20 protein-coding genes are annotated in these 21,648 nt (G+C 72.1%); 10 read left to right on the top strand and 10 right to left on the bottom strand.

Features of this window, described 5'->3' with window-relative positions:
• Window positions 1-73: 73 nt before the first annotated feature.
• Window positions 74-298, bottom strand: coding sequence for a hypothetical protein (locus tag E1165_RS13800; RefSeq protein ID WP_132391447.1), 225 nt, complete (start codon window positions 296-298; stop codon window positions 74-76).
• A gap of 259 nt (window positions 299-557) precedes the next feature.
• Between E1165_RS13800 and E1165_RS13795 the strand changes: the two genes are divergently transcribed.
• Entirely contained in the window at window positions 558-1,544 is a 987-nt protein-coding gene (locus E1165_RS13795; protein ID WP_132391445.1) for a hypothetical protein, read from the top strand.
• Between the two features lie 124 nt (window positions 1,545-1,668).
• Here E1165_RS13795 and E1165_RS13790 read toward each other — a convergent pair whose 3' ends face one another.
• The 8 genes from E1165_RS13790 to E1165_RS13760 form a co-directional block, all read right to left on the bottom strand.
• Window positions 1,669-2,424 carry an SDR family NAD(P)-dependent oxidoreductase gene (locus E1165_RS13790; RefSeq protein ID WP_132391443.1) on the bottom strand — a complete coding sequence of 252 codons (756 nt, stop codon included), beginning with the start codon at window positions 2,422-2,424 and terminating at the stop codon, window positions 1,669-1,671.
• Window positions 2,414-3,757: an enolase C-terminal domain-like protein gene (locus E1165_RS13785; protein WP_132391441.1), complete on the bottom strand. Its 1,344-nt coding sequence runs from the start codon at window positions 3,755-3,757 to the stop codon at window positions 2,414-2,416. The genes E1165_RS13790 and E1165_RS13785 overlap by 11 nt, the downstream gene beginning before the upstream one ends.
• Window positions 3,757-4,596: a fumarylacetoacetate hydrolase family protein gene (locus tag E1165_RS13780; RefSeq protein WP_132391439.1), complete on the bottom strand. Its 840-nt coding sequence runs from the start codon at window positions 4,594-4,596 to the stop codon at window positions 3,757-3,759. The genes E1165_RS13785 and E1165_RS13780 overlap by 1 nt, the downstream gene beginning before the upstream one ends.
• Window positions 4,593-4,739 (bottom strand): hypothetical protein, encoded by a 147-nt coding sequence (locus tag E1165_RS28970; protein ID WP_165945219.1) that lies wholly within the window; start codon window positions 4,737-4,739, stop codon window positions 4,593-4,595. The genes E1165_RS13780 and E1165_RS28970 overlap by 4 nt, the downstream gene beginning before the upstream one ends.
• Window positions 4,736-5,713 (bottom strand): aldo/keto reductase, encoded by a 978-nt coding sequence (locus E1165_RS13775; protein ID WP_132391437.1) that lies wholly within the window; start codon window positions 5,711-5,713, stop codon window positions 4,736-4,738. The genes E1165_RS28970 and E1165_RS13775 overlap by 4 nt, the downstream gene beginning before the upstream one ends.
• Window positions 5,714-5,883: 170 nt before the next feature.
• Window positions 5,884-6,756: a carbohydrate ABC transporter permease gene (locus tag E1165_RS13770; protein ID WP_243704753.1), complete on the bottom strand. Its 873-nt coding sequence runs from the start codon at window positions 6,754-6,756 to the stop codon at window positions 5,884-5,886.
• Between the two features lie 47 nt (window positions 6,757-6,803).
• A complete protein-coding gene (locus tag E1165_RS13765) occupies window positions 6,804-7,829 on the bottom strand; it encodes a sugar ABC transporter permease (protein ID WP_132391433.1) in 1,026 nt (341 codons plus the stop codon).
• Complete coding sequence (locus E1165_RS13760; RefSeq protein ID WP_132391431.1) at window positions 7,826-9,505, bottom strand: extracellular solute-binding protein; 1,680 nt, start codon at window positions 9,503-9,505, stop codon at window positions 7,826-7,828. The genes E1165_RS13765 and E1165_RS13760 overlap by 4 nt, the downstream gene beginning before the upstream one ends.
• A gap of 163 nt (window positions 9,506-9,668) precedes the next feature.
• Between E1165_RS13760 and E1165_RS13755 the strand changes: the two genes are divergently transcribed.
• From E1165_RS13755 to E1165_RS30495, 4 genes are all read left to right on the top strand, one after another.
• Entirely contained in the window at window positions 9,669-10,652 is a 984-nt protein-coding gene (locus tag E1165_RS13755) for a non-reducing end alpha-L-arabinofuranosidase family hydrolase (RefSeq protein WP_207916879.1), read from the top strand.
• Window positions 10,653-10,819: 167 nt separating this feature from the next.
• A complete protein-coding gene (locus E1165_RS29905) occupies window positions 10,820-11,566 on the top strand; it encodes a sugar phosphate isomerase/epimerase (RefSeq protein ID WP_243704752.1) in 747 nt (248 codons plus the stop codon).
• Complete coding sequence (locus tag E1165_RS13745; RefSeq protein ID WP_243704751.1) at window positions 11,559-13,457, top strand: heparinase II/III family protein; 1,899 nt, start codon at window positions 11,559-11,561, stop codon at window positions 13,455-13,457. The genes E1165_RS29905 and E1165_RS13745 overlap by 8 nt, the downstream gene beginning before the upstream one ends.
• Entirely contained in the window at window positions 13,444-15,414 is a 1,971-nt protein-coding gene (locus E1165_RS30495; protein WP_132391425.1) for a DUF2264 domain-containing protein, read from the top strand. Before E1165_RS13745 ends, E1165_RS30495 begins: the two co-directional genes overlap by 14 nt.
• Before the next feature lie 15 nt (window positions 15,415-15,429).
• On the opposite strand, the gene E1165_RS13735 is transcribed toward E1165_RS30495, so the two are convergent.
• Window positions 15,430-16,527, bottom strand: a complete 1,098-nt coding sequence (locus E1165_RS13735; protein ID WP_132391423.1) for a LacI family DNA-binding transcriptional regulator — start codon at window positions 16,525-16,527, stop codon at window positions 15,430-15,432.
• A 167-nt stretch (window positions 16,528-16,694) separates the two neighbouring features.
• On the opposite strand from E1165_RS13735, the gene E1165_RS13730 reads away from it, so the two are divergent.
• The 5 genes from E1165_RS13730 to E1165_RS13710 all read left to right on the top strand — a co-directional run.
• Window positions 16,695-17,708, top strand: coding sequence for a hydroxyacid dehydrogenase (locus tag E1165_RS13730; RefSeq protein WP_132391421.1), 1,014 nt, complete (start codon window positions 16,695-16,697; stop codon window positions 17,706-17,708).
• Between the two features lie 57 nt (window positions 17,709-17,765).
• The gene (locus tag E1165_RS13725; RefSeq protein ID WP_132391419.1) at window positions 17,766-19,028 is read left to right on the top strand and encodes an ABC transporter substrate-binding protein; all 1,263 of its coding nucleotides are present in this window, start codon (window positions 17,766-17,768) and stop codon (window positions 19,026-19,028) included.
• A gap of 88 nt (window positions 19,029-19,116) precedes the next feature.
• The gene (locus E1165_RS13720; RefSeq protein WP_132391417.1) at window positions 19,117-20,031 is read left to right on the top strand and encodes a carbohydrate ABC transporter permease; all 915 of its coding nucleotides are present in this window, start codon (window positions 19,117-19,119) and stop codon (window positions 20,029-20,031) included.
• Window positions 20,028-20,933: a carbohydrate ABC transporter permease gene (locus E1165_RS13715; protein WP_132391415.1), complete on the top strand. Its 906-nt coding sequence runs from the start codon at window positions 20,028-20,030 to the stop codon at window positions 20,931-20,933. Before E1165_RS13720 ends, E1165_RS13715 begins: the two co-directional genes overlap by 4 nt.
• Before the next feature lie 7 nt (window positions 20,934-20,940).
• Window positions 20,941-21,648 (top strand): DUF624 domain-containing protein (locus E1165_RS13710; protein ID WP_132391413.1); only part of this gene is annotated, 708 nt, incomplete at its 3' end.

Genomic DNA, 21,648 nt, shown 5'->3' with positions numbered 1-21,648 from the left:
GGCGCCGGGCGCGTTCAACCACGAGTCCCGGCGCCGGTTGTGGCCCGGCGACGTCGCGATGTCGCGCGGGTGACTAGGCCGAGCGGCGCAGTTCGCGCCAGCCCTGGCCGCCGGCACGCCAGGAGTCCGCCAGGATGCTCGCCGAGCTGCGGCTGCCGCACTCCAGCACCTCGGATCGGCCCTGCGCGCCACCGATCTGCGCCTGAACCTCCCAGCGCCGCCCGTCGGTACGGATGTACACGTCACGGCGCCCCCGAGGCGTGGCGTCCCCGTTCCACCAGTGCTCTTCGACGATCACCTGGCGACCGTACCAGTCAGCGAGCGGCCGGTCGGAGGCGTGACGGCAACGGTCCGGGCACGATACGGTCGCCGACCGCAGGCCGATGACAGTCCGTCATCGGCTCCGCACCTTCCGCGACCGGCAGGGTCGACACGCGTCCTCCTCGGCACGGGTGTCGGCTTTGCGCACGGGGGACAACGCCGCAGGGGCCCGCGTGAGAGCCTCGACGGGACGCCGCCTCACCCGTCACGCACCCCTCCACCAACCAGGAGCCCACATGCCCCGCACACCGCTGGCGAGGCCGCTGCACCGCCTGCTCGCACTGGCCCTCGCCCTCCTCCTCGGCGCCGCCGCCCTGCCCGACGCGCCCGCCCGGGCAGCGGCCCCGCTGCCGGCTGACCACCCGGCGGCAGCCGCCGCGGCGACTTGGTCGGTGGTGCCGGGGCCCGCCCGTCCCGGGTCGGCGCCCGCGACGGTGAACTACGGCGGCGACCGCTGGTTGTTCACCACCACGAACCGGGGTCACGTCCGGATGAACCGCTTCTCGCTGACCACGCAGACCTGGTCGGGCTGGGCGGCGGTCCCGGGCTGGCCGATCGCCAGGGACACCCCGTCGGCCGTGGTGTACGGCGGCGACCTGCGGCTGTTCGTCCGCACCGCCACCGGGCACGTCCGCACCGCCCGGTACAACCTCTCGACCGGAACCTGGTCGGCCTGGGTGACCGTCCCCGGCTCGAAGGGAGCCGAGTCGGCGCCCGCCACCGTCGTCTACGGCGGTGACCTGCACGTGTTCGTTCAGGGCACCGGCGGGACGGTGCGCACCACCCGCTACACGCTGATCACCGACTCCTGGTCCGGCTGGGGTGCGGTGCCCGGCGCGCCACCGGTCACGTCCGCTCTCACCACCACCGTTTACTTCGGGCATCTGCACCTGGCGGTCCGCGGCGTCGGCGGCACAATCCACACGACCCGTTACACCCTCACCACCGACGGCTGGGCCCCCTGGACGACGGCCCCGGGCCCGCTGCGGGCGACATCCGCGCCGACCCTCAGCGCCTACGACAGCGGCCTGCACGTGACGGTCCGCGCCCGCGGCGGCCTGCTGCACACCATCCGGTACGACGTGCCGACCGACGCCTGGTCCTCGTGGCGCGCCGTCGCCGGGGCACCACGGGCCACCTCCGCGCCGGTGGCCGCCGGAGGGTCCGCGGTCTTCGTCCGAGGCCCGGGGCACGAGATCCACTACGGCGGCATCGACGGGTGACACGGCGGTCGGCTGCGTCACCGAGGTGGGGCAGCCGACCGCACCGGCGGTGGGCGCCGTCCCGCGACGGTCGCCCGGCGGGCCGGCCGGCTCCGACGCGCCGGGTGCCGCCGGATCGGTCCGGTCACCTCCGGGGCGGCATCCGCAGGCCCGCCAGGCCGCCGTCGACGGCCAGGGTGGTCCCGGTGACCGCGCCGGCCGCCGGCGCGGCGAGGTACACCACGGCAGCCGCCACCTCCGCCGCGGTGACCAGCCGGCCGGTGGGTTGCCGGGCGGCGAGCCGCCGCCGTTCGGCCTGCGGATCGGGCGCGGCGGCGAGTAGCCGCGCCACCCACGGCGTGTCCACGGTGCCCGGGGCCACGCAGTTGACCCGGATGCCGTCGCCCACCAGGTCGGCGGCCATGGCGAGGGTCAGCGCGTGCACGGCGCCCTTGGACGCGGAGTAGAGGGCACGGCGGGGCAGACCGGCGCCGGCGGCGATGGACGAGATGTTGACGATCGCGGGGTGCGACGAGCGGCGCAGGTACGGCAGCGCCGCGCTGGTGGTGCGGGCCACCCCGGTGACGTTGACGTCCAGCACCCGCGCCCACTGCTCGTCGTCGTTCTCCTCGACACCGCCGACCGCCGAGATCCCGGCGTTGTTGACCAGGATGTCGACGCCGCCGAACGCCTCGGCCACGGCGTCGACGGCGGCGGTGACCCCCGCCCGGTCGGCGACGTCGGCGGGCACCGGGTGGACCCCGGGGTGCCGCGGCGCCCCCGACGGGTCCAGGTCGAGCACCCCCACCCGGGCGCCGGCGGCCAGCAGCGCCTCGGTGCAGGCGCGGCCGATCCCGGAACCGCCACCGGTGACCACCGCGACCAGTCCGTCACATCTCACGGTCCTCCCCCTCCCCCGCCGGTCGGGCTGGACGCCACGCCGGGCCGTCCGGGTACGTGTAGGTGGCGATGCTCTCCGGGTGTAACTCGGCGGAGAAGCCCGGCGCGATCGGGGCCAGGTAGTTGCCGTCGCGCAGCACAACCGGGGTGCGGAAGTGTTCGTGCAGGTGGTCGACGTACTCGATGGTCCGGTCCCGGATGCTGCCGGAAACCGCGACGAAGTCGAACATCGCCAGGTGCTGCACGAGTTCGCAAAGGCCGACGCCACCGGCGTGCGGACAGACCGGCACGCCGTACCTCGCGGCGAGCAGCAGGATGGCGACGTTCTCGTTGACCCCGCCGACCCGGCAGGCGTCGATCTGCACGACGTCGACCGCGCCGGCCTGGAGGAGTTGCTTGAACAGCACCCGGTTCTGGCCGTGCTCGCCCGTGGCGACCCGGATCGGGCCGCCGTCGGGCGCGGCGTCGGCGAGAGCGGCGCGCACGGCGGCGTGGGCCAGGATGTCGTCGGGGCTGGTCGGCTCCTCGATCCACCAGGGGTCGTAGGGAGCCAGCGCCCGCATCCAGCTCACCGCCTCGGCGACATCCCACCGCTGGTTGGCGTCGACCGCGATACGCACGTGCGGTCCGACCGCCGCCCGGGCCGCGCGGATCCGTCGTACGTCGTCCTCGCGGTCCGCGCCGACCTTCAGCTTGATCTGGCGGAATCCGTCCGCCACGGCCTGCTTCGCGAGCCGGACGACCTTGCCGTCGTCGTACCCGAGCCAGCCGGGCGAGGTCGTGTACGCGGGGTATCCGTGCTGCTGGAGCCGGGCGATCCGCGCCTCGCGGCCGGGCTCGGCGGCCCGGAGCAGGTCCCGCGCCTCGGCCGGGGTGAGAGCGTCGGTGAGGTAGCGCCAGTCGACCAGGTCGACGATCTGGTCGGGGTCGAGGTCGGCGAGGTACCGCCAGACCGGTTTGCCGGCGCGCTTGGCGACCAGGTCCCACATCGCGTTGACGACCGCGCCGGCGGCGAGGTGCACGACGCCCTTCTCGGGGCCGAGCCAGCGCAGGTGCGAGTCGTGGGTGAGGTTGCGGGCGAACGCGCCGAGGTCGACGGTGTCCGGGTCGACGCCGACGACGAAGGAGGTGAGGGCGTCGATGGCGGTGCGGCAGATGTCGTTGCCCCGGCCGATGGTGAAGGTGAAGCCGTGTCCGTCCGGGCCGGAGTCGGTGCGCAGCACGAGGTAGGCGGCGGAGTAGTCGGGGTCGGGGTTCATGGCGTCGGAGCCGTCGCGGGCGCGCGCGGTGGGGAACCGCACGTCGTAGGTGTCGACGGCGACGATGACGGCCATCAGGCGTTCCGCAGGGTGCTGCGTTGTCGGCCGAGACCGTCGATCTCGACCTCCATGACGTCGCCCGGTCGCAGGTAGGGGAAGCGACCGGACAGGGCCACGCCCGGTGGGGTGCCGGTGTTGACCAGGTCGCCGGGGTCCAGGACGGTGTACTGGGACAGGTGCCAGACGAGGTGGGCCACCTCGAAGATCATGTCTGCGGTGGTGGAGTCCTGCCGCGGTTCGCCGTTGACCCAGGACCGCAGGCGCAGCGCCCGCGGGTCGGCGACCTCGTCCGGCGTGACCAGCCATGGCCCCAGGGGTTGGAAGGTCTCGCAGGACTTGCCCTTGGACCACTGCCCGCCGGAGTGGCCGAGCTGGAAGTCGCGTTCGGAGACGTCGTTGGCGCAGACGAAGCCGGCGACGTGGGCGAGGGCCTCGCGCGGCGAGGCGAGGTAACGGGCCCGGCGGCCGATCACCACGCCGAGTTCCACCTCCCAGTCGGTCTTGACCGAGCCGCGGGGGATGAGCACGTCGTCGTACGGGCCGACCACGGTGTTGGGGGCCTTGTAGAAGACGATCGGGGCGTCCGGTGGCGGCGCGCCGGACTCGGCGGCGTGCGCGGCGTAGTTCTGTCCCACGCAGAGGATCACCCCGGGCCGGGCGATCGGGGAACCGATCCGCTGGCCGGTGATGTCGATCTCCGGCAGGTTCGTGGCCTCGGCGGCGCGGCGCAGCCCGTCGGCGGCGAGGAACGCCGGACCGATGTCGTCGGTGACCGGGCTGAGGTCCAGGTGGCGGCCCTCGGTCAGCAGGACGGGTCGCTCCGCCCCCGCTGGTCCCACCCGCATGAGTCTCACGAACCAACCTCCAGTCGACAGGTACGGATGGCGGTGCCGTCGGGGACGGCCGACCGCTCGTCGGGGCAGAGCCGTGCCAGGGTGGGCGCGTCGAGCCAGCCGGCGCGCCGGGCGGACCACAGGTGGTGGGCGTCGGTGATCACGGGGTGGGGACCTCGTCCGGCAGGAGACCGGCCCGCTTGAGGTCGGCCCAGAGTTCACCGGGGATGTCCCACTCGAACATCGCGAGGCTGTCGGCGACCTGCTCCGGGTCGCGGGCGCCGACCACCACGCTGGTGACCGCCGGATGCCCGAGGGGGAACTGGATCGCCGCGGCCCGCAGCGGCACCCCGTGCCGGTCGCACACGGCGCGGATCGCCGTCGCCCGCTCGACCAGTTCCCGGCCGGCAGGAGCATAGTCGTAGGGAGCGCCGGGGCGTGGGTCGGCGAGCAGGCCGGAGTTGTAGACGCCGGCGACGACCACCGCGATGCCCCGGTCGCGGCAGACCGGCAGCAGGGTGTCCAGCCCGGACTGGTCGAGCAGGGTGTACCGCCCGGCGAGCATGACGCAGTCGAAGTCGCCGGCCCTAACCAGGTCGGCCAGCGTCGGCGCCTGGTTCATGCCCACGCCGACCGCGCCGATCTCGCCGGCCGCGCGCAGCCGCGCCAGCGCCGGGTACGCCCCCCGCATCGCCTCGTCGACGTGGTCGTCGGGGTCGTGGAGGTAGGCGATGTCGATCCGGTCCAGGCCGAGCCGCTCCAGGCTCTCGGCGTGCGAGCGCAGCACCCCGGCGGCGGAGAAGTCGAACACCGGAACCAGGCCGCTCGGCTCGGCCCAGAAGTCCTGGCCCCGGCCATCGCCCGGCACCAGCAGCCGGCCGACCTTGGTGGACAGGGTGAACTCCGCCCGGGGGCGGTTGGCGAGCACCGCCCCGGCCCGGCGTTCGGACAGTCCACACCCGTACAGCGGCGCGGTGTCGAAGTAGCGCAGCCCGAGGCGCCAGGCGGCCTCGACGGTGACCCGGGCGGCCTCGTCGCCGACCCGGCTGAACATCCCACCGATCGGGGCCAGGCCCAGGCCGAGGCGGGTCACCCGCACGTCGGTACGCCCCAGCGGCACCAGTTGTGTGGCCTGCACCGCGTTCCTCCTGTCGTGAGCGAGTCCGTGGGATGCCCGGTGGCGCAGGGCGGCCGGTCGCGGCGTCAGCAGGCCTTACCGGCCACGGCGGGGCCGACGCCAGCGTGGACCGCGACGGGGTCGACGCGGTCCACGCTCCTGGGGCGGTCGTCGCCGTCCCGGGGCCACGGTCAGCCCTTCACGGCGCCGATCAGGACACCCTTGATGAAGTGCCGTTGGATGAAGGGGTAGACGGCGACGATCGGCGCGACGGTGAGGATGACCACCGCCATCTTGATCGACTCGGTCGGTGGCATGGTGACGCCGGCGGTGCCGCCAGAGGTGTGCGGCGCCTGCCCGGCCAGCAGGTAGCTCTGCAGCACGCGTTGGATCGGGTACATGTCGTTGCGGTCGATGAACAGCAGCGCGTCGAACCAGACGTTCCAGTAGCTGACCGCGTAGAACAGGCCGACGACGGCGACGACCGCGCGCGACAGCGGCAGCACGATGCGGGCCAGGGTACGGAAGTCGCTGGCGCCGTCGATGCGGGCGCTGTCGAGCAGCTCCTGCGGGACGCCCTGGAAGAAGCCGCGGACGACGACCAGGTTGAACACGCTGATCGCCGGCGGCAGGATCAGCGCCCAGATGGTGTCCTTGAGACCGAGACCGGTCACCACGAGGTACTTGGGCACCAGGGGCGGGTAGATCAGGAAGGGCAGCAGGAAGTACGCCAGCAGCCAGCGGTAGCCCAGCGAGCGCGGCTGGGACAGGCCGTAGGCGGCGAGGACGGTGACGGTCAGCGCCACGGCGGTGCCGATGACGGTGACCAGGGTGCTGATCCACAGTGCGCGGGTGACGGCGCCGCCGGCGAAGATGGTCTCGTACGCGGAGGTGTCGATTCCCCTGGGGATGACGACCATGCCGCCGGCCTCGGCGATGGTCTCCCGGGAGGACAGGCTGGTCACTAGGATCACCCAGAGCGGGAACAGCACGCCGAGCACCAGCAGGGCCAGTACGACCGCCTTGAGGCCCTGGCCGGCCCGGGTCGGTCTCTCCTCCCACACCGGTCGGCGGTCGCGTCCGCGGACTGGATTCTGCACAACGGTCCCGGTCATGACTTCGAGTACACCCCCCGTTCGCCGAGCATGTGCGCGACCCGGTTGGCGGCCAGGATCAGGCAGAGCCCGACCGCGGCCTTGAACAAACCCGCCGCGGCGCCGTAGCCGTAGTTTCCGGTGGCGATGGAGAAGTGGTACACGAAGGTGTCCAGCACCTCGGAGGCCTGCCGGCCGACGGCGTTGCGTTGCAGGAGGAACTGCTCGAAGCCGACGGAGAGCGCGTCACCCAGCCGCAGGATGAGCAGCAGCACGATCACCGGCCGCAGACCGGGCAGGGTGATGTGCCACAGCCGTCGCCACCGCCCGGCGCCGTCGGCCGCCGCCGCCTCGTAGAGGCTCTGGTCGATGGTGGACAGGGCGGCGAGGAACACGATGGTGCCCCAGCCGATGTCCTTCCACACCGCCTCGACGGTGACCAGGATGATGAACGTGTCCGGGTTGGTCATGATGTTCCACGGCTGGAGCCCGGCCTCGCGCATGGTCTGGGCCAGCAGGCCGGCACCGCCGAGCATGGCGACGAAGAAGCTGACGACCAGCACCCAGCTGAAGAAGTGCGGCAGGTACACGACGGTCTGGATGACACCGCGCAGCCGGCTGGAGAGCAGGTTGTGCAGCATGATCGCCAGGACGATCGGCAGCGGGAAGAAGAAGACCAACTGGAACGCGGTGATCGCGAGGGTGTTGCGGAACGCGTCCCAGAACGCCGGGTCCTCGAAGAGGAGCTGGAACTGACCGAACCCGATCCAGTTGCTGTTCAGGAACGCCTGGAGTGGGTTGTCCCCGAGGTACGGGTTGTAGTCCTGGAAGGCGATGACGTTGCCGAGGATCGGTACGTAGCTGAAGACCAGCAGGATCACGAAGCCGGGTGCGACCATGGCCAGCAGTTGCCAGTCGCGGCGCAGTCGGCTGCGCAGCGACTGGCGGCGACGGTTCCTACGGCGGGGAACCGGCGGCGGGGGCGACCCGTCGGGCCGGGTCCGGTCGGACCCGGCCGCGACGGTGGCGTTGCGTGCGGTCATCGGTTCGCCTTGGGCAGCGACCCGGCGAGCAGCTGCCTCGCCTCCTCACCCCCGTTGGCCTTCCACTCCTGCACGATGCTGTCGACGTCGGACAGCGGGCGGCGACCGCGCAGGACGTCGGTCAGCTTGTCCTCCGTCGGCACCTGGTTGGCCTTGTACTTGGCCGGCATCTCCAGCTTCACCCCGTCCCAGGGGTCCTTCTCGAGGTACTTCACCATGTCGTTGGAGTACGCCACGAGGTCCTGGACGTAGTTGGGGGTGTCGGGGTACGGCCCGATGGTGGGGTTGCGGCCGCTGATGAAGAAGTACTGGTTGCCGATCTCCTTGAACGCCAGCTCGGTCTTGACCGGCCCGTTCGGCGTCCGGGTGTGGTGCTTGCCCTCGACCCCGTAGTCGCGCAGCTGCGCCTCCTGGGTGCCCATCGGCGCGGAGCACCAGTTGATGATCCGCAGCAGCTCCTCGACCCGGGCCTTGCCGAGGCCCTTCTTGACGAAGGTGTAGGAGATCGGCTCGTCGTCGCCCCAGACGAGGGGGTCGCCGCCGGTGGCGGAGAAGATCGGCACCGGCTGGATGTTGAGCTTGGGGTTGACCTTCTGGTGCTCGGCCTGGGCGCCCTGCCACATGCCGACACCGGCCTGGTGGAGGACGACCTGGCCGTTCGCGGCGAACAGCTGGGCGGCGTCCGCGCCCTTGCTGGCGACGAGATCGGGGTGGACCAGGCCGTCCTTGTAGATCTTGGCCATCACCTCCAACGCCTGCCGGAACTCCGGGGTCTCGTACTTGAACTCCGGCGTCCCGTCGGACTTCAGCCGCCACCCGCCCTTCGAGCCGGGCACCTTGTGGAACATCTGGATCATGGCGAAGATGTCGCTGAACGCCCACACCTTCTTGGCCGGGTCGGTGACCTCCTTGGCCACGGTGAGCAGCTCGTCGAGGTTCTTCGGGATGGCCAGGCCCCGGTCGTCGAGCATGTCCTTGCGGGCGAACAGCGCCCAGGGGAACGGCCCGTCGGTGGGGTTGGGCACGGCCATCAGCCGCTCGTTCCAGATCGCGTTGCGCCAGGCCCCGGTCGGGAAGGTGGCCAGCATCGGGTACGCGTTGACCGTGTCACCCTTGAGGTAGTCGGTGAGGTCCTCGAAGATGGCCTTGGCCGCCTCGGAGAAGCGCGGCACCTTCTCCACCTCCCAGCCCGGCACGCACAGCAGTTCGGGCACGTCCCGGGCGCCGAGCATGGCGTTGAGCTTGTCGGCGTAGGTGACGCCGTCCTGGATGGTGAAGTTCACCGGCGTGCCCAGTTCCGCGTTCACCGCCTGCAGGTAGGCGTTCTGGGCGACCCCGGGCGGGGCCGGACCCCAGGCCGGCGTCATCGCGGTGACCTGCGCGCCGCTCGTGCCCGGCTTGTCGGTGATCGCGTCGACGAGCGTGCTGGGGTACTTCGTGTAGCCGTCCGGAACGGGGCGGGTGCCCTTGACGTCCGGCGTCAGGTTCAGCGCCAGGTCCTTGTGCGCCGGCAGGAGGTCGGCGAACTTGTCCAGGTTCTGCGCGGCGCCGGAACCGGCCGGCTTCTCGCTGCACCCGGCCAGCAGCGGGCCGCCGGCGACCGCCGCCGCGCCCAGGCTTACGAGGCCGAGGAAGTTGCGGCGCGAGGCTCCCGCGCCGGAGTTCGGAGATGTCATCGGTTCCCCTTCGAGAAGGGCGGTGTCGAGAGGATGCACACGGCTAGGGTGAATAGTTGGTCTGGATAGCAAACAAACTAAGGGACGATCGAAGGCTCCCACAAGAGGGCCGACGACTCGGATGCATCGGCAGATTCCGTTGCCGACCAGGGAGGTTCCAGCAGTGACGCGCCAACCGTCCGCGGCCACCGGCCGCTCCATCGACTCCTGGGCCGGCGTGACCTGGCGGTCCAGCGACGTCCTGATCAGCCCCCGACCGGACCCGGCGCACCCCGTCGTCTCCGTCAAGGACCCCACCGTGGTGCGGTGGCGGGACCGCTGGCTCGTCTACGGCAGCACAGCCGACACCTCGGGGGCGTGGCGCATGTTCTCCACCAGCTTCGCCGACTGGTCCGAGGCGCCGTCCGCGCCGCTGTACCACCTGGATCAGAACCCGCACATCGGCGACGCGTACGTGGCCGCGCCGCAACTGTTCTACTTCTCACCTCAGGACACGTGGTACCTGGTCTACCAGCAGGGGCCGCCCGCCTACTCGGTCACCGACGACCCGACCCGCCCGGACACCTGGACGGCGCCACGCGGGTTCTTCGCCGCACAGCCGTACCTGCTCACCCAGGGGTGGCTCGACTTCTGGGTCATCGCCGACGACGAGCACTGCTACCTGTTCTTCACCGACGACAACGGCTTCCTGTACCGGTCACGGACCCCGGTGGCGGACTTCCCGCACGGCTTCGGAGCACCCGAGATCGCCATCGCCGACACGCGAGAGAACTGCTACGAGGGCAGCGCGACGTACAAGGTCCTGGGCACCGACACGTACCTGACGATCGTCGAGGGGTTCGACTCCCGGGGGAACCGGTGCTACCGGGCCTGGACGGCGGACCGCCTCGACGGCCCGTGGACGCGCCACGGCAGCGGCGACCAGGCGTTCGCCCACCACCGCAACGTGAGCTACCCCGCCGGCAGGTGGTCCACCGACATCAGCCACGGCGAACTCGTCCGCGCCGGACACGACGAACGGATGGAGATCGACCCCCAGCGGCTCCAACTGCTGTACCAGGGCCTGGACCCGGGCGTCGACGTGGCCGGCACGCCGTACCCGCTGCTGCCGTGGCGGATCGGACTGCTGACCCGCACCGACGAGTGACCACGGCGCGGGCCGGAGGGAACCGAACACCGGGATCCGCACGCGGCGTTCTCTTGCCTCCCCGCCGCTGGTTGATCTAGGGTCGGAAAGCGCTTACCCCCACCCCGTCTGCCGAGAGGGCGAGCGTGCCACCAGCTAACCGGCCCCTGTCCCCTGGCATCTGTTCGGTGACTCTCCGGCACCGCTCCGCGGCAGCGGTGCTGGACGTCACCGCCGCCGCCTGCCTGTCCTGTGTCGAGTGGGGCGCCGACGTGCACGTCCCCCCGGGCGACCGCGACACAGCGGCCCGGGTCCGGGCCGAGAGCCTCGACCGGGGCATCCGGGTCGCCTCCTACGGCTCCTACTTCCGCGCCGGGCCGCAGGCAGCCGAGGAGTTCACCGCCGTGCTGGCCAGCGCGGTCGCGCTCGGCGCCCCCCGGATCCGGATCTGGGCCGGCACCGTCGGCTCCGCGGCGGCCACCGCCGAGCAGCGGCGGGCCGTGGTCCGCGAGACCCGCGCCGCGGCACGGCAGGCCAGCGACGTCGGGATCGACCTGGCCTTCGAGTACCACTCCGGCACGCTGACCGACACCGCCGCGTCGACGCTGGAGCTGCTCACCGACGTCGGGCATCCCGGCGTGCGGACGTACTGGCAGCCACCCGTGGGGCTCGCCGACGTCGACGCCGTCGACGACCTGCGGCGGGTGCTGCCCTGGGTCGACACGGTGCACGTGTTCTCCTGGTGGCCCCGGCAGGAACGCCTGCCGCTGGCCGCCCGCGAGCGGCTCTGGCGTGGCGTGTTCACGCTGCTGCGCGGCACCGGACGACAGCACGACACCCTGCTGGAGTTCGTGCCCGACGACGACGCCCACCGCGTCGCCGGCGAGGCGGCCACCCTCACCCGCCTCATCGAGGAGGACGACGACCGTGACTGACCGGGGGCCGCTCGCGCGACGGTGGGAACTGCTCGGCGCCGACGTCCGGGAGGCATCCCTCGCCCGGGGGCGGGCGGCGGTCGCCCTGCCCACACCCGGTGACCGGGCGGCCTGGTCGCACGTGGACGACGTCACCGCCCGCGCGATCACCGAGCGGGCCGACGCGGACCGGCGCAACCCCTGGCCGCATCCGCGGCTGTCCGACTACGCGCGCTACTGGCGCGACGGCAACCGCACCGCCTACGAGGAGCCGGCCGGCGAGCTACGCCGGCGGACGTCCGTGGCGGTGCTGGCCGCCGCGCTCGGCGGGCAGCCGTACCTCGACGAGGCGGCGGACGGCCTGCTGGCGCTCTGCGAGCAGACCACCTGGTGCTGGGCGGCGCACGAACGGTTCGCCGCGGACCGGGGTCAGGTGGTGCCCGACCCCGACCACCCCTACCTCGACCTCGGCGCCGCCGAGACCGTCGCCGTGCTGGCCTGGGCCGACCTGGCCCTGGCCCCGGCCCTCGACGCGCGGGTACCCGGACTGCGGGACCGGATGCGCCGGGAGGCCCGGCAACGCGTCGTCGAGCCGTTCCTGGGCAGCCGGGAGTGGCACTGGCTCGGCCTGGACGGGCACCTGCACAACTGGAACCCGTGGATCCACGGTCACCTCCTCGCGACCGCCCTGTTCCTGGTCGACGACGCCCCGGTGCGGGCGCGGGTGGTCGACCTCGTCGTGGACGGCCTCGACCGGTACCTCACCGCCCTGCCCGCGGACGGTGGCTGCGACGAGGGGTACGCCTACTGGTGGAACGGGCCGGCACGCCTCGCCGAGGCCCTCGACCTGCTCGACCGGGCCACCGGCGGGCTGCTGGACCCGTGGCGCTGGGCGCCCCTGCCGGAGCTGGCCCGGTACCCGCACCGGATGGCGCTCGGCGACGGGTGGTACGTCAACGTCGGCGACGGTCCCGCCCGCCCCCACTCGGCGCAGCCCTGGCACGTCCTGCACCGGTGGGGCCGGGCCACCGGCGACCGGCAGGTCGTCGACCACGCGGCGAGCCACCGCGTCCCGGGTACGCCGGCGGTGACGGCCGACGCCGGGCTGGGCAGAGCCGTGCTCGGGCTCGCCGACGCGCGGTGGGCCGCCGAGCCGCAGGCTGCCCCGCCGCTGCCCGCGACGTCCTGGCTGCCCGACGTCCAGGTGCTGGTCAGCCGCGAGCGCCCCGGCTCTTCCGAGGGGCTGTGCGTGGCGGTCAAGGGCGGGCACAACGACGAGAACCACAACCACAACGACGTCGGCTCCTACCTGGTGGCGCTCGACGGCGCGCCCGTGCTGGTCGACCTGGGTCAGCCGACCTACACGGCGATCTCGTTCACCGCCCGGCGGTACGAGCAGTGGGTCACCCAGAGCCAGTGGCACAACCTGCCGGTGGTCAACGGCCACGGGCAACCCCCGGGCGCCGGGTTTCGGGCCACGGCGATGACCGTCGAGCTCGGCCCCGACGGCGACGCGGCCCGGCTCGACCTCGCCGGGGCGTACGGCCCGGAGGCGGGGTGCCGGTCGTGGCGGCGGGAGGTGCGCCTCGACCGCCGTACGGCGACGGTCGTCGTGACCGACACGTGGCGCGTCGACGACCCGGCCGACGTCCGGCTGCACCATGTCGTCGCCGGCGAGCCACTCGCCCACCACACCGGGGAGCTGACCGTCCGCGCCCTCGGCGGGCGGGTCCTCACCCTGGCGTGGGATCCGCACGCCGGAGCCGGCCGGCTCGAACGGCATGCCGTGGACGATCCGCTGCTGCGGGACGTGTGGGGCGCGGCCGTCCACCGGCTGGTCCTCGTACCTCCGGCAGCGACCGCCAACTCGTTCACCCTGACCGCCTCGGGAGGCCAACATGACCGCCGATGACCGGCGGCTGTCCCCGTTCACCGGCTACACCCGGGCGCACTGGGCCGCCTCGGCGGACCGGATGCTGCTGGCCCTGCGGCCGTACGCCTCGGTCGACCACGCGCGCGTCGACCTACCGGGGCGCGCCAGCGCGTACGGCCGGGACAGCGACTCGCTGGAGGCGTTCGCCCGCTCGTTCCTGCTGGCCGCGATCCGCCTGCGCGGCGAGTCGGGCGTGGACCCGCACGGGCTGGCCCAGTGGTACGCCGACGGGCTGCGGGCCGGCACCGATCCCTCCTCGCCGACCGCGTGGCCGCGCCCGGACCGGCTCGACCAGGCCAAGGTCGAGGCCTGCTCGATCGCGCTGGGCCTGCACCTGAGCCGGCCGTGGCTGTGGGACCTGCTGGAGCCCGGCGACCGCGACCGGATCGTGGCGTGGCTCGGCACCGTGGTCGGGCAGGAGTACCCGCCGATCAACTGGGTGTGGTTCCAGATCGTCGTCGAGACGTTCCTGCGCTCGGTGGGTGGCCCGTGGTCGGCCGACGACGTGGACCGGGGGTTGCGGGTCCACGAGTCGCTGTACCGCGCCCACGGCTGGTACTCCGACGGACCCGAGCGGGCCTACGACCACTACGGCGGGTGGGCGCTGCACGTCTACCCGCTGCTCTGGGCGGAGATGGCCGGCGAGCTCTGCCCGGAGGAGCTACGCGCGGTCTGGCGGGACCGGCTCAGCCGGTTCCTCGCCGACGCGGTGTCGCTGGTCGGCGCGGACGGCTCCCCGCTGTTGCAGGGCAGGAGTCTCAGTTACCGATTCGCCGCCGCCGCGCCGTTCTGGGTGGGGGCGATGACGGGCGCGACCGACCTGACGCCCGGGGTGCTGCGGCGCGCGTGCAGCGGCGTCCTGGGGCACTTCCAGGCCAACGGGACGCCGGACGAGCGCGGGCTGCTGACGCTCGGCTGGCACCGCGAGTGGCCGGCGATGGCGCAGTCGTACTCCGGCCCCGGCTCGCCGTACTGGGCGGCCAAGGGGATGCTCGGCCTGGCCCTGCCGGCCGGCCATCCGGTGTGGACGGAGCCGGAGGGGCCGCTGCCGGTCGAACGGGGGGACGTCGCCGCCGCGCTGCCGGTGCCCGGCTGGTTGGTCAGCGGCACCCGTGGGGACGGTCTGGTGCGGATCGTCAATCACGGCACGGACCATTCGGTGCCGCACGACGAGCGGGCGGACTCGCCGTTGTACGCCCGGCTGGGCTACTCGACGGCCACCCTGCCGCCGCTGGTGGGGGCGGCGGTCGGCGACCCGTCGGACAACTCGGTCACGGTGGTGGACGGGGCGGGTCGGCGTACCCATCGCAACGGGTTCGAGACGCTGGGCTGCGAGCTGGTGGACGGCGTGGGCCGGGCCGTGTCGCGGGCCCGGGCGCACTGGGTCGCGACGGAGGAGGACCACGGTCCCGACCACGGCTCGGGCCGCCGGGGGGCGGTTCGGAACGGTCCGACGCTGACCATGGGGTCGCTGCTGCGCGGCGCGGTGGAGGTACGGGCGGCCCGGGTCGACTCGACGGTCGGGCTGGACGCCGCGACCCGGCTGGAGTTCAGTGGATGGCCGGTGGCCGGTGACGTGCCGCCCACGGCCCGCGCGGCCACCGATCCCCCCGACGTCGAGGTGACCGGTGCTCGGGTGGTCTCCTGCCTGCTGGGGTTGGTCGGGCTCGACACCGCCGAGGTGCGCCGGGAGCGGCACACCTCCCCGCTGGGCGAACACGTGGCGGTGCCGCTGCTGCGGACCGCGCAGCCGCCCCGCCTGGGCGGGGTGTACGTGGCGGCGGTCGTCCTGCGGGGGGCGGACGCGGCGCAACCCGCGCTGCCCACCGTGACGGTACGGCCGGACGGGGCGGCCGACACGGTCACGGTCCGGTGGCCGGACGGCGTGACGTCGGCCCTGCGCCTGCCGGCGTACCCGACGGCGGAGGCGGCCTGAGGCGGCGCGGTCCGGTCAGCGTGGCGGGCGTGGGGTGGAGGAGTCCCGGATCACCAGCTCGGGGGTGATCAGCACCCGCTGCGACGAGCGGCGCCTGCCCTCCAACAGCCGGGCCACCATGAGCTCGACCGCCACCCGGCCCACCTGGCCCTTGGGCGGCCGGACCGCGGTCAGGGCCGGCTCGGCGAGGTGGGCCACCTCGTCGTCGTACGACACCAGGGCGAGGTCGTCGGGGATGGACACCCCCTGCTCGGCGCAGTACTGGGCGATGGACATCGCGTCGGGGTCGCCGTGCACGATCAGGGCCGTCGTCCGCGACCGGCGGCACCGGCGCAGGAGGTCGTCGATGATCTCCCGGTGCCCCGGCGCGTCCAGCGCGACCGCCTCCCGGACCACCATGCCGTCGGGCAGGCCGAGGTCGGCGCAGGCCAGCTCCCACCCGCGGGCCAGGTGGGCGGAGGTGGGGCTGCCCTTGGAGAGGACGAGCCCGATCCGCCGGTGGCCGTGCTGGTGCAGGTGACGCACCGCCATCTCCAGGCCCAGCGAGTGGTCGCTGCGCACCCACTCGAGCTGGCGCAGGGTGGGGGTCCACCGTGGCGTCTGCCGCTCCACCAGGATCGTCGGCACGGGCAGGTTCCCGATCCAGCCGATCATCTCGTCGACCCCGTCGCCCTCCAGGCTGGGTGCCAGTAGCAGCCCCTGGACCTGCTGCGACTCGATGAGTCGGGTGATCTGCCGGCGGTCCTCGTCGGGGTCGTAACTCGACCCGCGCAGTTGGATGTGCACGCCGAGGGAGGCGGCGGCGTTGCGGGCGCCGGTGACGATCGACGGCCAGTAGTAGTCGAGCGACGGCACGACCATGCCGATGGTGAAGCGGGTGGGCGCCGGGCGTTGGCGGCGGGGCTCCGGCCCGAGCTGGGTGGGCAGGGTCGCGCCGCCGTGCACCTTCGTCAGCAGGTTGTTCTCGGCGAGGGCGGTGATGTCGCGGCGCACGGTGAGCTCGCTGACGCCGAGGGTCTGGGCCAGTTCCTTGACGCGTACCGCTCCGTGCCGGCGCAACTCCTCCAGCAGTCGTTCCCGGCGCTGGAGGTTGAACATCCGGTCCCTCGACATGGAGCCGCCCCCAGGCTGATGTTCGTTCGTGAACGTTTCAGATCGATCGCGACTGCCTCGTAGCGACCGTGTTCGGAATAGGTTATCCATGTCACCGACACGAATTCAAAGGCTCCGCGACGGTCGAGCGTCGGCCAGCGATCCGTAACCGGGGAGACACATTGACGGTGCAGACGAAGCAGCAGGCGCTCGTCGTGATGGACCGGGAATCCTTCCGCGCCCACTTCGACGAGGCACGGCTGGCACGGCTGGCCGAGCTGGTCGCCCTGGCCGACCCGATCTGGGTGGACGACCTGGACTCCCCGTCGGCCCGGGCCCGTCTGGCGGTGGTCGAGGTGCTGGTGACCTCCTGGGGGGCTCCGGCGCTGACCGCCGAACGGCTCGCCGCCGCCCCCGCCCTGCGGGCCGTCTTCCACGCCGCCGGCAGCGTTCGTTCCCTGGTCACCAGCGAGGTCTGGCGGCGCGGTATCCGGGTCACCAACGCCGCCGACGCCAACGCCATCCCGGTGGCCGAGTACACCCTCGCCGCGATCATCTTCGCCGGCAAGAAGGCGCCGTTCATCGCCGCCGACCCCGAGGCGGCGTACCAGGGCTGGGGCCACCGCGACGGGTACGGGGACCTGTCCAACTACCGCCGGACCGTCGGCGTGGTCGGCTTCTCCCGCATCGGCCGCCGGGTCGTCGACCTCCTCGGCTGTCTCGACTCCGCACAGTGCCTGGTGGCGGACCCGCACGCCGACCCCACCGAGGTCGCCCTGGCCGGCGCGACCCTGGTGGACCTGCACGAGCTGCTGCCCCGCTGCGAGATCCTGTCGCTGCACGCCCCCGCGCTGCCCAGCACCCACCACATGATCGGGGCGGCGGAGCTCGCGCTGCTGCCCGACCACGCGACGGTCATCAACACCGCCCGGGGCAGCCTCGTCGACTCCGAGGCCCTCGCGGCCGAGTGCCGCTCGGGCCGACTGTTCGCGATCCTCGACGTCACCGAGCCCGAGCCGCTCCCGGCGGACGCCGCGCTGCGTGGCGCACCCAACGTCATGATCACTCCGCACATCGCGGGGTCGCTCGGCTCGGAGATCCTGCGGCTGACCGACCACACCCTCGACGAGCTGTCCCGGTGGATCGCCGCCGAACCGCTCCGGGCCGAGGTCACCCCCGAGGCCCTGACCCTGCACGCCTGACCCGCCGGCGACTGCCCCCGGTCGTCGCGCTTGAATCCCCCGATGAAGGAGTTCCTTGTGAGGAGACGGTTTACCCAGGCCCTGGCGATCGCCACCGGTATCGCGCTGGCCACCACCGGCTGCGGCAGTGGTGAGAAGTCCGCCACCACCGCCGACGGCAAGACGATCCTGACGGTGGCGCTGTGGAACTACGACACCACGCCGGAGTTCAAGGCCCTGGTCGAGGCGTACGAGGCGGAGCACAAGGATGTCGACGTGCAGCCGGTCGACATCCTCGCCGACGACTACCCGGAGAAGGTCACCACCATGCTGGCCGGTGGGGACAGCACCGACGTCATCACCATGAAGAACGTCATCGACTACGCCCGGTACGGCACCCGTGGGCAGCTGGCCTCCCTCAAGGACGAGGTGGGCAAGCTCGACAGGAGCAAGTACCGCGGCCTGGACGCCTTCGACCTCGACGGCGACTACTTCGCCCTGCCCTACCGCCAGGACTTCTGGGTGCTCTACTACAACAAGAAGCTGCTGGCGAACTCCGGCGCCGACCTGACCAGCCTCACCTGGCAGGAGTACGCCGACCTGGCGAAGAAGACGACCAAGGGCAGCGGCGCGGACACGGTGTACGGGACGTACCAGCACACCTGGCGTTCGCTGGTGCAGGCCGTCGCGGCGGCCCAGACCGGAGGCGACCAGCTCGGCGGCGACTACGGCTTCATGAAGCCGCAGTACACCATGGCGCTCGACCTGGAGAAGTCCGGGGCCACGCTGAAGTGGGCCACCGCCAGGACCCAGAAGGTCACCTACCACACCATGTTCTCCGAGGAGAAGGCGGCGATGCTGCCGATGGGCACCTGGTACGCCGCCCGCCTGATCGACGAGAAGAAGGCCGGCAAGATCAAGGTCGACTGGGGCATGGCGCCGCTGCCGCAGGCGACCGAGGGCGCCTCGACGACGTTCGGATCGCCCACCGCGTTCGCGGTGAACAAGAAGGCCCGCAACGCCGAGGCGGCGCGGAAGTTCGTCACCTGGGCGTCGGGCGAGAAGGGCGCGGCGGCCATCGCGAAGATCGGGGTCTTCCCGGCGTACAACGACGCGACCATCACCGACCTGTACTTCAAGGTGGACGGGATGGCCAACGACGAGGTGGCGAAGAAGGCGTTCCAGCCGGGCGAGGTCAAGCTGGAGATGCCGGTGAGCGAGAAGTCCTCCGACGTCGACAAGATCCTCAACGAGGAGCACGAACTGATCATGACCGGCGAGAAGTCCGTCGACGCCGGCATCGTCGAGATGGGCAAGCGCGTCAAGTCCGAGGTCGACTGACCGCCCGGTGCCCCGGGGGCGCACCGCCCCCGGGGCACCGTCCACCTCAGGGAAGGAGGAACGTCCGGGCTCCGGACGAGCACCCACCATGGTCTCCACCACCGCATCCGCCGCGTCCACCCCCCGGGCGCGCAGGCTCCGCCGGCGCAACACGCTGGCCGGCTGGAGCTTCATCCTGCCGAACTTCATCGGCTTCGCGGCCCTCACGCTGGTCCCCGTCGTCGCCTCGCTGGCCCTCGCCTTCATGAAGTGGAACTCCTACAGCACGCCCGAGTGGGTGGGCCTGGACAACTTCCGCCGCCTGGTGGACAGCGAGAACTTCTGGACCGCGCTGCGCAACACCACCTACTACGCGGTCGGCCACGTGCCGCTCACCCTCGTCGCCGCCCTGGGCTTCGCCGTCCTGCTCAACCGCAAGCTGCGCGGGGTGCGGTTCTTCCGTACGGCGCTGTTCTTCCCGTACATCACCTCGCTGGTCGCGGTGGCGGTGGTCTGGAACATGCTCTTCAGCCCCGACGCCGGCCCGGTGAACCAGTTCCTGCGCGCGGTCGGCGTCGACAGTCCGCCCGGCTGGACAACCTCGACGACCTGGGCCATGCCGGCGCTGATCATCGCGAGCGTCTGGCGGGACATGGGCTACTACATGGTGCTCTACCTGGCCGGACTCCAGACCATCCCCGGCGAGCTGTACGAGGCCGCCAGGATGGACGGCGCCTCCGCCTGGCAGCGGTTCTGGCACATCACCCTGCCCTCGCTGCGCCCGACCACCTTCTTCGTCCTGATCATGCTCACCATCTCCAGCTTCAAGGTCTTCGACCTGGTCCAGGTGATGACCGAGGGTGGTCCGGGCCGCTCCACCCTCGTGCTCTCCCAGCTGATCTTCCGGGAGGGCATCGAGCAGGGGCGCTTCGGATACTCCTCCGCCATCGCGATGGTCCTGTTCGTGGTCGTCCTGCTCATCACGGTGGTCCAGTTCCGGCTCCAGCAGAGGAGTGAGCGATGACCGCGACCACCACCACCCCGCAGCGTCGGGACGGCTCCCCCGCGCGGGACGCCTCGGCGCGGCCACCGGCGGGGCGCCGGCGACTGAACGGCGTCGCCGGGCGGATCAGCCTGCACGTCCTGCTCACCGTGCTCGGGCTCGCCGTGATGATCCCGTTCCTGTGGATGGTGACGTCCTCGCTGAAGCTCGACTCCCAGGTCTTCACCGTGCCGATCAGGTGGATCCCCGAAGAGTTCCACTGGGACAACTACACCCGGATCTGGAGCCGGATCCCACTGGTCACCTACCTGAAGAACTCGCTGTTCCTCAGTGTCGTCATCACGGCGTTGCAGGTGCTCACCGGCAGCTTCGCGGCGTACGGGTTCGCCAAGGTCCGCTTTCCCGGGCGCGACGCGCTCTTCGTGGCCTACGTCGCCACCATCGCCGTGCCGTGGCAGGCGTACATGGTGCCGCAGTACATCATCATGGAGAAGGCCGGCCTGGTGAACACCCATCTGTCGCTGATCCTCCTACAGGCGTTCGGCGCGTTCGGGGTGTTCCTGATGCGGCAGTACTACCTCACCATCCCGGACGAGTTGTGCGAGGCCGCCCGCGTGGACGGCCTCAGTGAGTACGGCATCTGGGCGAGGGTCGTGCTGCCGCTGTCCAAGCCGGCGCTGGCCAGCCTCGCCCTGCTGACCTTCGTCAACACCTGGAACGACTACATGGGCCCGTTCATCTACCTGACCAGCAACGACCTGTGGACGGTGCAGATCGGCCTGCGTTCCTTCGTCGGCGTCTACGACGCCGAGTACGCCATGATCATGACCGGTTCGGTGCTGTCGGTGCTGCCGATCCTGACCGTCTTCCTCATCGGGCAGCGCTACTTCGTCCAGGGCATCGCCACCAGCGGGCTGAAGTGACGACGGCATGACCGCTCCCACCACCCCCCACCGGACGCTCTCGGGCCGGGTCAACGTCAGCGCGGACACCTGGACGACCCTCTGGTCGTTCGTCCACCGGGCCCTGGTGGTCAACCTCGGCCTGGCCGTCACCAACCTCCCGCTGCTCGCGGCGCTGGCCGTGGTCGCGCAGCCCTGGCGCTACCCGGTGTTCTTCGGGCTGCTGTCGATCAGCGTGGGTCCGTCGCTCGCCGCGGCCTTCGGCTACCTCGGCGGGGCGGCGGCACCGACCGACCAACCTCCCGTACGCGACTTCGTCCGCGCCTACCGGCGGTCCTTCGTCCCCGCGGTCGGCCGCTGGTCGGCCGCCGTGGCGCTGCTCGCGGTGCTCACCACCGACATCGTCGTCCTGCACGACTCCCGTCTCGGCGCGCTACTCGTCCCGCCGCTGGCTGTCACGGCGATCCTCGTGCTCGCCGCGAGCGTGCTGGCGCTGGCGCTGGCCGTGCTGGCCCCGCACCTGAACTTCGGGCCGGCCGTCCGGATCGCCGCGTACACCGCGGTGCGGCGCGCGCCACTGAGCCTGTTCAGCCTGGTACTGCTGCTCGTGTCCGTCCTGTCGGTCAACCAGGCCCCACTGCTGGGGCTGGCCACCGTGCCGGGCTGCGCGCTCGTCGCCGTCTGGGCCAACAGCCGGGCCGCGCTGGCCCACCTCCTCCCCCACACCGCGCCGGAA

The sequence above is a fragment of the Micromonospora sp. KC723 genome, assembly GCF_004348595.1.
Lineage (GTDB): Bacteria > Actinomycetota > Actinomycetes > Mycobacteriales > Micromonosporaceae > Micromonospora.
This window is presented reverse-complemented; position numbering and strand designations above follow the sequence as displayed.

Coding starts and splice junctions, on each gene's coding strand:
- E1165_RS13765 (WP_132391433.1), bottom strand. CDS start 7,829: ATGACCGCACGCAACGCCACCGTCGCGGCCGGGTCCGACCGGACCCGG.
- E1165_RS13720 (WP_132391417.1), top strand. CDS start 19,117: ATGGTCTCCACCACCGCATCCGCCGCGTCCACCCCCCGGGCGCGCAGG.
- E1165_RS13795 (WP_132391445.1), top strand. CDS start 558: ATGCCCCGCACACCGCTGGCGAGGCCGCTGCACCGCCTGCTCGCACTG.
- E1165_RS13760 (WP_132391431.1), bottom strand. CDS start 9,505: ATGACATCTCCGAACTCCGGCGCGGGAGCCTCGCGCCGCAACTTCCTC.
- E1165_RS13715 (WP_132391415.1), top strand. CDS start 20,028: ATGACCGCGACCACCACCACCCCGCAGCGTCGGGACGGCTCCCCCGCG.
- E1165_RS13735 (WP_132391423.1), bottom strand. CDS start 16,527: ATGTCGAGGGACCGGATGTTCAACCTCCAGCGCCGGGAACGACTGCTG.
- E1165_RS30495 (WP_132391425.1), top strand. CDS start 13,444: ATGACCGCCGATGACCGGCGGCTGTCCCCGTTCACCGGCTACACCCGG.
- E1165_RS13785 (WP_132391441.1), bottom strand. CDS start 3,757: ATGGCCGTCATCGTCGCCGTCGACACCTACGACGTGCGGTTCCCCACC.